Raw genomic sequence first — 13,016 nt, 5'->3', positions numbered from 1 at the left:
TTACGATTGCTGGATGTGCATAGACTAAATATAGTGGAACAGATGGGTCATTTATAAAGTTTTATTTAGTGAAGATAGATGCTAAAATATTTTTATTGGAAAACATTGTGTATACCAAAAATTCATAATAAATGCTAAAATATTCTTAGTAAATACATACAATTAAGGAGTGATAAAATGCAAAGTAAAGTTTCTTTTAAGTGTTTGTTGTGTTCGGTCTTATTAGTATCATCAATTGTTTTAATGCCTTCAACTAAAGTATCTGCAGCCACTATACAAAGGCTTCAAGGTGCGGACAGGTATGCAACATCAATCTCAATTTCAAAGTCTGGATGGACAACTTCAGATAATGTTGTTTTAGCATCAGGTTATGATTTTCCAGATGCGCTTAGTGCTGCGCCTCTTGCTAAGCAGTTAAATGCACCTATTCTATTAATAGGGACAACCCTAGATACAGCAATTAATAATGAACTCACCAGACTACAAGTAAAAAATATATTTATTGTAGGTGGCGAGGGTGCTGTTTCTAAAAGCATAAAGGATCAGTTAAGTTTAAAGGGTATAACAGTAACCAGATTATCAGGTAATGACAGATATGAAACATCCTTAAGTATTGCAAATTATATTAAAGAGAAATTCAAGTTAGGCACTGAGATAGTTGTTGCAGCAGGTGGAGGATTTCCAGATGCTCTTTCAATAGCACCAATTGCCGCAAGCAAGGGTATGCCCATTATATTATCTCCAAAAAATGAGCTGCCTGCTAGTGTTAAAAAGTATATAACAGATAATAAAGTTACAAAAGCATTTGTTATTGGTGGTGCTGGTGTTGTAAGTGATAAAGTAATGCAGAGTCTTCCACTAGCAGAAAGGGTATCAGGTGACGATAGATATAAGACTAATATTGCAGTATTAAATAGATTTGTACTGGACTTAAGTTTTGACAATGTATACGTTGCAACAGGAATGGCTTTCCCTGATGCATTATCCGGTTCGGCACTTGCATCAAAAACATCATCGCCCATTGTATTAATGGATAAAAAATTATCTTTTTCAACCGTTGATTACATGGCTTTAAAATTATCTTCTATAAATAAACTGTGGGCTTTAGGTGGAGAAGATGTTGTGCCTCAGTCAGTTTTAACAAACAATATTTATGGAAATACACCAGGAAATATTACTAACTTTGCATTTGTAGCAAAGCAAGGTGATTGGATTTATTACAACAATGATACCTTGTATAAAATCAAAACTGATGGAACAGGCAAAAAAGAAGTGAACAAAGATATGCCTATGTTCATAAACGTAGTTGGTGAATGGATATATTATATTGATGTTTCAAATGATATAAACGAAATGTACAAAGTGAAGACTGATGGAACTAGTAGAACTAGATTGAGCGGTGATATATCCATGTATATGGTGGTTGCTCAGGATTGGATATACTATGCGAATTATTCAGATGAGGGAAAACTTTATAAGATGAAGACAGATGGAACCTCTAAGACTAAAATAGCCAATGAAACTGCATATGAAATTAATATATCAGGTGACTGGGTGTATTATACAATTACTGTGGGTCCAATTGAATCAAGCAAATCAGAAATTTATAAGGTAAAAAAAGATGGTACAGGATTAACCAAGTTATATAGAGCAACTAGTATAGCATATTTAAATGTTTCAGGAGAATATTTATACTTTGAAACAAGTGATTTAGATGGAGAAAATGGAAACATAATGAGAATGAAAAAGGATGGTACAAACCTCTCCAAAATCTGTGATGATACTGCAGAGTTTATAAATGTTTCTGGAGATTGGATTTACTATTCCAACGCATCTGATAGCTACAAGCTTTATAAGATTAAAATAGATGGCACTGGTAAAACTAAAATTAGTGATGATGATGGAATGTTTATTAATATTGTAGACGAGTGGATTTACTATGGAACAGGCTCTGATGAGGATACTATAAAAATTAAAACAGATGGAACTGAAAGACAGAAATTTAACTAGTTTAGTTTAAATCATATTTATAACATTATTAAAAACCCAGTAACCTTAACGGTTACTGGGTTTTTAATGTTCATAAAATCGGTTGTAAATATACTGTAAAATCATTTAAATAACAATATATTATTTAGTTATTTGTTGGTATAACAAATGTTACATGTGGGTAACCATCATCAGTCGAGTAACTCTTAGTTAAAGTCAGTCTATCTGTTGGGTTATGCACACCTACAAAAGTTTCAGCTGTGCAATAATTGCCGACATTAACCAATTCTTTTGGATCTTTAGATGGAGTGTTTGGATACCAATCTCCCATTTCACCATTACTATCTGCATAGCTATCAAAGTCATATATAGATAAACCCATGGATGTTTCTGTTCCCTTTGATAAAAGCTTGTAAGTGTAATTAATCTTATATACTTCAGCTGGAGTAGAGGCATCAAACTCATTTCTTTCTGCTGTTAGTTCTACACTATTTATAGTTAACTCGTATGTTCCAAAAAAAGTATCATGTATTGTAGCTGTTTTACCTAGCTGATAAGTTCCAGCGGGATAAGTTTGAAGGTTGTTAGCTGCTATATTTATATCACTCAGTGTTTTAGAAGTAATTACACCTGTACCACCTACTATGTTTACTGCAGTTTTAGGTGATAGAGATTTAATGTAAGCTATTCCAGTTGCAGTAGCTGATGAAGTTTCAGTGTCGATTAATATTAACGGTGATTTAGTAACTCCTGCTGCTGTTGCTCCAACCAATGCATCTGCAAAGCCTGCAGCTGTTGCAACATATATTGAGTCTTTATTTAGCAATGCATCAAAATAATTGTTTACAATCATATTAGTTGCATATCTGTTTGATCCACCATTAACCCTTGTAGCACCAAGTTCTGCAAGTTCTGAATCGCTTACAAGATTCTTAGTTCCTATTACTGTTACTGTTGAAGAATTATCTTTTACGAATTTGTTAGTTGCAGTATTTGCTGCTGCATTTCCATTGTTTACAAGTAATAAAATTTCTTGCTCTGCTGCAGCTACTGGAGCTACTGATAAAGCATCTGGGAAATTCATTCCACCTGTCATCAAAACTTTAGAGGGACTTAACCCTATTGTTTTTACCAAGTAATTAGCAACATTTACATTAGTGTCGTACCTGTCTTTTCCGCCTAATTCTACTAAATTATGTCCTGATTTTATTAAACCATCTCTTATAGGCTGTGAAACTGCTCCAATTCCACCCACGATGTAGATTGTTTTAGCTCCAAGTGTAACTAAAGCTGAAGCGGTACTTGGATCTAATTTTCCAGCTGGTGTTAGTAATATAGGAGCATTTAACTTACTAGCCAGTGCTGTTGCACTGAGTGCATCATATGCGGATTCTCCTGATACTAATATAACGGCGTCCATCTGTCTACCATCTGCTCTAGCAAGAGCTACTGAGGTTGCTGTTGAGTATCTAGTAGAACCACCTAATCTTGATACTGGAACTAATGTGTCTGCTAATACAGGTCTTACTGGTGAAATTACAGTCATTGAAAGAATTAAACTTACTGCTGCCACGATTGAAATCATCTTTTGTTTTTTCTTGTTCATATTATATGTCCCCCTTTATTTTGTCTATTTTAGATTGTACCATATATTAATTATATGTTGAGTAGAAAATACTGAAATTCATTTAATTTATTACCTGGTAATATATCCCAATAGAAAAACCCATAACTATTCAATTAGTTGTGGGTTTTGTGCTACTTTAATTTAGTTGAATTTGAATGAGGGAAAAAGTTATCCTACAACCGCATAAAAGATTTCTTATCATAAAAAATACTCATAATTAAAGTCCAGAGTACTATGTAAACTATTGAAAAATATGCTGAATCCAATATGTTTCCCGCCCAAGGGGTTATACAGTGGGTTGTAAGCCAAACATTTAAAGTTACTGTTTTCTTAGTAAGTGGGTCTAATATAGGGATGACCCACAGGGTCTTACGAATGATTTCTGATACTAGGTAAACAAATATTGCACTACTTCCAAGAGTTACAAATGGCTTGAATATTGAATCGTACTTTATTATATCCATCAATAAATAAAGTACAGAAGTAAGTAAAATACAGATTCCAGCTGTAAGTAAAACAAAAGAACTAGACCATAAATTTTTATTGAAAGGAAACCATATATTTGCTCGGTAAGCAAGTGCTAATGTTATTACTCCAAAAGTAAATACACATAGAAATTTGTATATTTTTTTATCAGTAGTGTATATAAGCATTTGTCCAGTTACCGCGCCTAATAATCCTGATGCGATTGCAGGGAATGTGCTTAAAATGCCTTCTGGGTCCCAGTTTGGTTTATATAAGTGGCCTTTTAGCCAGTGTAAATCTATATATTGAACTAAATTTCCATTCGGTTCTAGAATTCCCTTGCCAAACCCCGGAACAGTAACATGTTTCATTAATAAATAATAGACTATAATAATTGTAAAGGCCAGCCCCAGTTGTATGGATGCTTGAATCGCCTTATTTTTAACTAAATATAGTATTAATAATGTTATACTGCCTACTATTAGGTAGATAATAGCAATTCGCTGTAGTACACCAAGTATTCTTATGCTTGAAAAATTATAAAGAGGGAACCCATTTAAAAATAATCCTAGAAGGAAAATTCCTACACTCCGTGAGAGTATGTGTGCAAAAATATTTAATGGTGAAATACCTTTTTCTATTCTTCGGTTTAGGGCATAAGGTACAACCATACCCATTATGATGATAAAGAAAGGAAATCCTAAATCTGCAACTGTACATCCATTCCATTTTGCGTGTCTTAATTGGGGGTATATTCTAGCGGTGTTACCTGGATTATCACCTAGCAGCATTAATGCTACCGCCATTCCTCTAATTGCATCAATGCACTTTAGTCGACCTTTTTCACTATTATTATTTACTATGGTTTTTTGGTCCATTTTATTGCCCCCTTATTAAATGTCTGCTGTATTACAGGATTGAAATTTTTTTCAATCCTGTAATTATGTATATTCTATTAATATTAGATATTTCCTTCTAAAAACTTATAATTTAGATTAAATGATTATTATGTTTTTATTTATTATTTTTGATTTATCTATTGCTTTTTATTTTATATGGTGTTAATATATTGTTATATCGTAATATTACGATATATAAATGGAAATTTAATGATTTAAAATTATAAATTATATTTTGAAAGGGGATTATAAATTATGTTAAATGCAAAGATTAAAAATGTTACTGCGGAGGAGGCTTATAAGCTTTTAAGCGAGAATAAGGAATTCGTTATTTTAGATGTAAGAACTAGAGAGGAATATGAAGGCGGTCATATTCCAGGAGCAAAACTTATTCCAGTTGGCATTCTTCCAATGAAACTTGCTGAACTTGATAAATACAAAGATAAACCAGTACTCGTTTATTGTGCATCCGGTGGAAGAAGTCCAAGAGCAGTGGACACCTTGGCTAATAGTTCTTTTAAAAATATTTATCATCTAAATAGAGGAATATGTTCTTGGGGATACAGTATAACTAGATAATGAATAGATTAAAGTTTAGGAAAGAGGAATGGCTATGGATAAAGATTATATTAAATACAACGATATTGCAGAAGTTTTTAAAGTTTTAGCACACCCAATTAGGCTATGTATAGTAAAAAATCTATTGGAAAATGGTGAATGCAATGTTGGTTATATGCAGAACTGCCTAGAAATTCCTCAATCTACCGTCTCTCAGCATTTACAAAAGTTACGAGGCGCAGGAATAATTCAAGGTAGGCGACATGGACTTGAAATTAATTATAAAATTAAAGATCAACAAATGGGAAAATTAATAAATTCAATATTTAATATAGAGTAATAAAATATGAGGAGTGATTGTAGTGAATAAAAAAGTAATAATAGTAGGTGGTGTAGCTGGTGGTGCTTCAACAGCAGCCAGACTAAGACGACTAGATGAAAATGCCGAAATAATTATGTTTGAAAGAGATGAATATATTTCCTTTGCAAATTGTGGACTTCCTTATTATATTGGTGAGGTAATAAAAGATAGGGATAAACTTTTAGTACAAACTCCTGAGAGTATGAAGGCCAGATTTAATATAGATGTAAGAAATAATAGCGAAGTAGCTTATATTGACACTGTTAAAAAGACTGTAACAGTTAATAGTAAGGCTGATGGCACTTATGAGGAAAGTTATGATTATTTAGTTTTATCACCAGGAGCAAAAGCAATTAGGCCTAATATAGAAGGTATTAATAGTAAAAGAATATTTACATTAAGAAATATACCAGATACAGATAACATCAAAGCATATGTAGATAAAAAGGGTATTAATAATGCTGTAGTTATAGGTGGAGGATATGTAGGCGTGGAAATGGCTGAAAATTTAAAAGAAAGAGGACTCCATGTTACTATTGTAGAAGCAGCCCCTCACATAATGGCACCTTTTGATACAGATATTGTTTTATCCGTTGAAAAGGAAATTATAGATAATGGTGTAGGAATTATTTTGAATGATGGAGTAAAAGCTTTTAAGGACAATGAAGATAGCATTGAAATAACTTTAAATAGTGGTAAAAAATTGAACTCTGATATGATTATATTGGCAATAGGCGTAATTCCTGATACTGGGTTTGCAAGAGAAGCTGGTATTAAAACAGGAGCTAGAGGTCATATCATAGTAAATGATAAAATGGAAACTAGTGCAGAGGGTGTATTTGCAGTAGGTGATGCTGTTGAAGTTGTAGATTTTATAAACAAAACCAATACAGCAATACCACTAGCTGGTCCTGCAAATAAACAAGGTAGAATAGCTGCTGATAATATAGCAGGCCTTGAAACTACTTATAAGGGAACTCAAGGAACTTCAATCATTAAAGTGTTTGGCTTAACAGCTGCAAGTACAGGTAATAATGAAAGAACACTAACTAGACTTAACATTCCTCATAAAGTTATATTTGTTCACCCTGCAAGTCATGCTTCATATTACCCAGCGGCTCTTTCTATGACCTTAAAATTGATCTTCAACGATGAAGGTAAAATACTTGGAGCTCAAGGTGTAGGTTATGATGGAGTCGACAAGAGAATAGATGTGCTTGCTACAGTTATACGATTAGGAGGAACAGTTACTGATTTAACAGAGCTAGAACTCTCCTATGCACCACCATTCTCCTCAGCCAAGGATCCAGTAAATATGGCAGGGTTTGTAGCTGAAAATGTGTTAGCAGGAAGAATGGATGTATTAACTACAGATGAGTTTATGGCCTATGATAAAGAAAATGCAATAGTTCTTGATGTTCGTACTGAAATGGAATTTGATAATGGACATATTGTGGGTGCTATAAATATTCCAGTAGATAGTTTAAGAGAAAGAATTGGTGAACTCCATAAAAACAAAGAAATTCTTGAATATTGTCAGGTAGGACTCCGTGGATATGTAGCAGCAAGAATTTTAGAGCAAAAGGGATTTGTGGTTAAAAACTTAACTGGAGGATATAAATCATTTTCAATTTCAGACTTTGGCTCAAATAAAGTTGAAAAAAATGAAGCATCAAAAGGACAGGTATTAGATACTGATACTCAAGTTATAAAGAATGGAGTAGATAAAGGTGTTAATAATTATGATAAAAGTTTAGATGCTTGTGGATTATGTTGCCCAGGACCACTAGTTCAAGTTAAAGCTAGCATTGATGAACTAAATAGTGGCCAAATATTAAAAGTAACAGCTTCTGAGCTTGGTTTTTATGATGATATTAAAGCTTGGTGTAATAAAACAAACAATGAATTGTTAGACCTAAGAAGTGAAAAAGGTATGGTTTATGCATTTATAAAAAAACAATAAAAACACCAAAATGAGCATCAGTTGCTAAGTAAATAGCGGCTGATGCTCATTTTTTTATGGTAAGCGAAAAGTCCTTATAGATCCTTATTTAAATTAATAGTCTCATTTGCAGAGAGCGTATTAAGACGAGTATTTTCTATGTTCAGAGTATTTATTTCATTGCTCAAGGTATTATTTGTAGTGCCTAAAACTTCTACTTTACTTTCCATATCTTGCATTTTACCTTCCAAATCTTGTAGTTTAGTTTCTAGGGCTTCTGTTTTGTTTTTAAAAGTTTCATTTTCAATAGTTAAAGCTACATTATCATTTTTAGAGGTTTCAATTTCAGTTTGAAAATTCTTAGCTTTTTTTGTTAATTGTTTATTGCCACGACTCAGTGTAAACTCCTTTTGTAAACTTAATAAAGTCACAATTATAGCACCTATAATTACAGATATGAAAATTATAAGAGCTAGGGAAATATTAAATTTTGTAGAAAAGAAATTAATAGATATTATTGTAGAATTTTGAATACCAAATAAGGCTACTAAGATAGCAAAAATTAAAGAAATTATAAAACCAAATCTCATAGGATATTACCTCCTCAATCTACTTTGTTAATTGAATTATAGCATATTTATTTGGGTAAAAATAGCATGTTGTAATATTTATCAATATGCTGTAATTACATATTAAATGAAATAGTCTTGTACTTTTTAAACTTATAAGATAATGAGAATTATGTAAAGAATTGCAAAAATAACAAAAAGAGAATATGATTAACCTTATATGATGAAGTTGTACATTAGAGATGCTAATATTATGTTTATAATATAAAATAAAATAAATGTGAAAGGTTTGGTGATAGAATGCTTGAATTAAGCGATATTGCTATTAATAATGCTTCTGATATTGAGCAAAAGATATATACTAAGTGTTCACTTATTGCTATAAGTCATGGGCTTGAAGATATGGTGGCTGAGTTTAAATTAAAATCAGAAATTTTTGTGACATTTCAAAAGTTTCGATTCTTCTTGGCGGAAATAGAAAGATATAAAATTTTGGATAATCTATGTAAAAAAATGTATATATTTGCCCGAAATATCAATAAAGATATGGTAAAAGGTTTTAAAAATACTGTATTTATTGAAATTAATGAGAATGACCCCTTGGTGGACGAATGGGATATTATTATAAATCATCCCGAACATCCCGCTGTTTTTTTAAGTAAGGAAGTAATTTATTCTGAACCTGTAAAAGAAGATCAATTTAGAAAATTCAAGGGGTTTTTAAGTTTTTCTCAGGATATTTTGGCGGAAACATTAAAAGTGATGAAGAGTAAATTAATAGAATATGGTATTAATTATGATCTAGTAAACACACAATTTAAAAAAAGTGGACAAGATATTGAGAGTAGAAAAATGAGTTTTTTTCTAAATCGTACACTTAGCGAGATAGAAGACAAAAGTGCCCAATTAGTAGCCCAAAATACCTTGCTTGAAAATACACTTATTGAAAATGTTGAATTGTCAAACGAGATTATAAAGCGTTTATGCTATTCTGCTGAATACAAAGATGAAGATTCAGCATTACATATGATTCGAGTTAGTTTATATTCATCAATTTTATATGGAATGGTAGAAACCTGTGAAGAAAAAAGAAGGTTAATGAATTATGCAGCTTTAATGCATGATATAGGTAAGATAGGAATTGCTGATTCAATTCTCTTAAAGCCAGGTAAACTAACAATGGAGGAATTTGATATAATGAAAACTCATACAATTAATGGCGCAAGGATTCTTAGCAATTCAAAACGAGGTGTTATTAAAATGGGTTATGAAATAGCACTGAATCATCATGAAAAATGGGACGGCAGCGGTTACCCATCAGGTATTTCGGGTAAAAACATTCCATTGACTGCAAGAGTTGTAGCTATTGTAGATGTTTTTGATGCACTATCTACAAAGAGAGTTTATAAGAGTGCTTTTCCTATTGAAACCTGTATAGAAATATTAAAGGAGCAAAGAAATAAGCACTTTGATGGTGAAATATTAGATTTATTTTTAAATAGTATAGATGAAATATTAAGGTATAGGGATATGATTAATTTAAGGTTTAATGAACCAATAAATGAAGATATTTTCACATCGTTTTTTAATAATTCTATGAATTTTATTACCGAAGAATAGAAATAAAATATAAGTTTGCATTAACAATGTAATGAACAACTTATATTTGCTAACATTAATTAGTTTATGGTATATTAATCATATAATTAAAGCCTGCTAAATATGATAATAGTGCGCAAAGAAAAGAAGATCAGGAAGGAGCACTTTTAATGGAAGGAAATGTGAATCAAGAACTCTCTAATATATTTGTAATTTTCGGTGGAACTGGTGATCTTACAAAAAGAAAACTTATTCCTGCTATTTTCAGCTTAATGTATGAAGAAAAATTACCTGAAAATTTTATAATTGTAGCTATAGGAAGAAGAGTAAAGACAAATGAGGAATATAGAAAAGAAATGTATGAATATGTTGAAAAGTTTTCTCGGTTTCCCATAAATGACGAATTATGGATTCTCTTTAGTAAGAGGATTTTTTATAAAAACTTTGATTTTACTTCTGATAACCATGGATATAAAAAGCTAGATTCATTTTTGGAAACAATGGAGATGAAATATTCAACCATGGGTAATAGATTATATTATTTAGCCGTTGCACCAGAGTTTTTTGAAGGGATAATTAGAAATTTAAAGAATAATAGTATGGTTTGTAAGGATATTGGTTGGCAGAGAATAATGATTGAAAAGCCTTTTGGATCAAGCCTTGAAACGGCTAGGATTTTAAATCGTAATATTTCAAAGCTTATACCTGAAGAGGATATATTTAGAATAGATCACTATTTGGGAAAGGAAATGATTCAAAATATATTAGCAATCAGATTTGGTAATTCATTATTTGAACCGCAATGGAATGCAAATTATATTGATAACATTCAAATTACATCTAATGAACTTTTAGGCGTAGAGAGTAGAGGTGGATATTATGAAAATACTGGTATTTTAAAAGATATGCTTCAAAATCATATATTGCAAATGTTAACTCTTATCGCCATGGAACCTCCATTAGATTTGGAACCAGAATCTATAAGGGATGAAAAAGTCAAAGTTTTAAGGTCATTAAGAGTTTTTACAGCTGAATCTTTCAGAGAAGATGTTGTTATGGGTCAATATGGTACGGGTACTTATAATGATGTGGAAATGATAGGTTATAGGGAAGAAGATAGTGTATCAAAGGTGTCAAATACAGATACGTTTATAGCCCTTAAAACATATATTGATAATTTCCGCTGGGGAGGAGTTCCCATTTATATAAGAGCAGGAAAAAGAATGAACAATAAAAGTACTGTGATAGTAATTCAGTTTAAAAAGCTCCGTGGAATTAATTATTATAAGGAGTTTAAACACATTCCCAATAATCTTTTAGTTTTAAAGATCCAACCAGAAGAAGGCTTTTTCTTTCAGATAAATGCAAAAAAACCTGGTAGCGAGTTCAAAATGGAAAAGGTACAACTGGATTATTGTCAGAGTTGTAAGTATTTTAATGATTCACCTGAGGCCTATGAGAAATTAATACTTGAAGCCCTTAGAAATAACTCGTCACTATTTACTAGATGGGATGAACTTGAACATTCTTGGGAATTTATTGAAAGTATTGAAAAGCAATTTAAAGATAATATACCTAATTACCCTAACTATTCAGCAGGAACACAAGGTCCAGAGGCTGCAATAGATTTAATTAAAAAGGATGGCAGGCAGTGGTGGAATGCAACACCAAATTAAGGAGAGAAAACATGATTATTTATGATGTGTCTATGACTATAGAAAAAAGTATGGGAGTATACAAGAATATAGAGGAAAAAAGACCAGTAATTAAATTTGACAGGAAAATTCCAAAGGATAGCATTAATGAATCTAGCATGTGTATGAATTTGCATACAGGAACACATATTGATGCCCCATATCATGTAGATGATATGGGTGCTACTATTGATGCTATTGATTTAAATAAATTGATTACAAAGTGTAGGGTAATAGATCTAACAAAGATAGTAGGTGGAATAACAAAAGAAGATCTTATTGATAAAAACATTGAAGAGGGTGAATTTTTATTATTTAAAACTAAAAATTCCTTTTCAGAAGAATTTCAGTCCGATTTTGTTTATGTTGAAAAGAGTGGAGCAGAGTATTTAGCAGCAAAAGGAATAATTGGAGTAGCAATAGATTCCTTTGGAATTGAGAGAGCTCAGCCAGGGCATGAAACTCATAAAATTCTTTTTAATAAGGGAATAACTATCATAGAAGGTGTTAGATTAAAAGAAATAAATGAGGATGAATATCTAATGTGCGCTTTGCCACTTAAAATTAAAGGAGCAGATGGCGCTCCTGCTAGAGTGGTTTTAATAAAAGACTTTATATAATAAGCCAATCTCTTTATGCTATAACATAGTGGATAATAGAAAATATTGTAAATGAATATTTAAAATGTAATGAGGTGAATATAATGGATGTGGGAATGATGATACTGAAGGATAAAGACAAGGATATTATAGAAGAACTTTTAATTAGAAAGGTAAAACCATTTCTTATATATATATTTGAATCATGTGCAAAAGGAACTTCTCATAAAAATAGTGATATTGATATAGCATTTTTAAGTGATGAAGATTTTACTGAATATGATATATTTATGATTGCACAAGAGCTAGCAACTTTACTTAATATAGAAATTGATTTGGTAGATTTAAAAAAATCATCCACAGTTTTTAAAGCTCAAGTAGTAGGAACAGGTAAAACAATTTATTGTAATAATGATACGAGAAGAATGTATTTTGAGATGGATACATTTAAAGAATATGCATTATTAAATGAAGAAAGAGCTGCTATATTAGAAAACATAAAAAAGAGAGGAAATATATATGGGGAATGATGTAATTTATAATAAGGTTGAAATTATTGAAAGAGATGGAAAACATGTTCATGTTAATACTAGTGATAGTATTTGTCCAAAGTGTGAATATAACTTATATTCCGCTGAATGAATTTAGAAACTAATTATTTACTTAAAAGATATTTATTTACAATTATTTACAAAAAGGAATTTTTAGTTTTAT

At 31.3% G+C, this 13,016-nt stretch carries 12 protein-coding genes; 9 read left to right on the top strand and 3 right to left on the bottom strand.

What is annotated here, in order from left to right:
• Positions 1-177: 177 nt before the first annotated feature.
• Positions 178-2,010 (top strand): DUF5050 domain-containing protein, encoded by a 1,833-nt coding sequence (locus KPL51_RS14750; protein ID WP_216163095.1) that lies wholly within the window; start codon positions 178-180, stop codon positions 2,008-2,010.
• 124 nt (positions 2,011-2,134) lie between these two features.
• Here the strand turns inward: KPL51_RS14750 and KPL51_RS14745 are convergent, their stop codons facing one another.
• A complete protein-coding gene (locus KPL51_RS14745) occupies positions 2,135-3,595 on the bottom strand; it encodes a cell wall-binding repeat-containing protein (RefSeq protein ID WP_216163093.1) in 1,461 nt (486 codons plus the stop codon).
• Positions 3,596-3,789: 194 nt separating this feature from the next.
• Positions 3,790-4,959, bottom strand: coding sequence for an acyltransferase family protein (locus tag KPL51_RS14740; protein WP_216163091.1), 1,170 nt, complete (start codon positions 4,957-4,959; stop codon positions 3,790-3,792).
• Positions 4,960-5,235: 276 nt separating this feature from the next.
• On the opposite strand from KPL51_RS14740, the gene KPL51_RS14735 reads away from it, so the two are divergent.
• Genes KPL51_RS14735 through KPL51_RS14725 form a run of 3 tightly spaced genes read left to right on the top strand, consistent with a single transcriptional unit; the run spans position 5,236 to position 7,862 of the window.
• Complete coding sequence (locus KPL51_RS14735; RefSeq protein WP_216163089.1) at positions 5,236-5,559, top strand: rhodanese-like domain-containing protein; 324 nt, start codon at positions 5,236-5,238, stop codon at positions 5,557-5,559.
• Between the two features lie 34 nt (positions 5,560-5,593).
• The gene (locus KPL51_RS14730; protein ID WP_216163087.1) at positions 5,594-5,878 is read left to right on the top strand and encodes an ArsR/SmtB family transcription factor; all 285 of its coding nucleotides are present in this window, start codon (positions 5,594-5,596) and stop codon (positions 5,876-5,878) included.
• A gap of 22 nt (positions 5,879-5,900) precedes the next feature.
• Positions 5,901-7,862: a CoA-disulfide reductase gene (locus tag KPL51_RS14725; RefSeq protein ID WP_216163085.1), complete on the top strand. Its 1,962-nt coding sequence runs from the start codon at positions 5,901-5,903 to the stop codon at positions 7,860-7,862.
• 74 nt (positions 7,863-7,936) lie between these two features.
• On the opposite strand, the gene KPL51_RS14720 is transcribed toward KPL51_RS14725, so the two are convergent.
• Positions 7,937-8,431, bottom strand: a complete 495-nt coding sequence (locus tag KPL51_RS14720) for a LapA family protein (protein ID WP_216163083.1) — start codon at positions 8,429-8,431, stop codon at positions 7,937-7,939.
• Positions 8,432-8,710: 279 nt separating this feature from the next.
• On the opposite strand from KPL51_RS14720, the gene KPL51_RS14715 reads away from it, so the two are divergent.
• The 5 genes from KPL51_RS14715 (at position 8,711) to KPL51_RS24075 (ending at position 12,944) form a co-directional block, all read left to right on the top strand.
• Positions 8,711-10,030, top strand: coding sequence for an HD domain-containing phosphohydrolase (locus KPL51_RS14715; protein WP_216163082.1), 1,320 nt, complete (start codon positions 8,711-8,713; stop codon positions 10,028-10,030).
• A 149-nt stretch (positions 10,031-10,179) separates the two neighbouring features.
• The gene (gene zwf / locus KPL51_RS14710) at positions 10,180-11,685 is read left to right on the top strand and encodes a glucose-6-phosphate dehydrogenase (protein WP_216163080.1); all 1,506 of its coding nucleotides are present in this window, start codon (positions 10,180-10,182) and stop codon (positions 11,683-11,685) included.
• 11 nt (positions 11,686-11,696) lie between these two features.
• Positions 11,697-12,323: a cyclase family protein gene (locus KPL51_RS14705; protein WP_216163078.1), complete on the top strand. Its 627-nt coding sequence runs from the start codon at positions 11,697-11,699 to the stop codon at positions 12,321-12,323.
• An 83-nt stretch (positions 12,324-12,406) separates the two neighbouring features.
• On the top strand, positions 12,407-12,832 hold the full coding sequence (mntA, locus tag KPL51_RS14700) for a type VII toxin-antitoxin system MntA family adenylyltransferase antitoxin (RefSeq protein ID WP_224854306.1): 426 nt from the start codon (positions 12,407-12,409) through the stop codon (positions 12,830-12,832).
• Entirely contained in the window at positions 12,822-12,944 is a 123-nt protein-coding gene (locus tag KPL51_RS24075; RefSeq protein WP_263628361.1) for a hypothetical protein, read from the top strand. The genes mntA and KPL51_RS24075 overlap by 11 nt, the downstream gene beginning before the upstream one ends.
• Positions 12,945-13,016: the final 72 nt, after the last annotated feature.

Source organism: Clostridium bowmanii (assembly GCF_018861315.1).
Lineage (GTDB): Bacteria > Bacillota > Clostridia > Clostridiales > Clostridiaceae > Clostridium_AD > Clostridium_AD bowmanii.
Note: the sequence above shows the minus strand (reverse complement) of the source record. Positions and strands in the feature narration are given on the sequence as shown.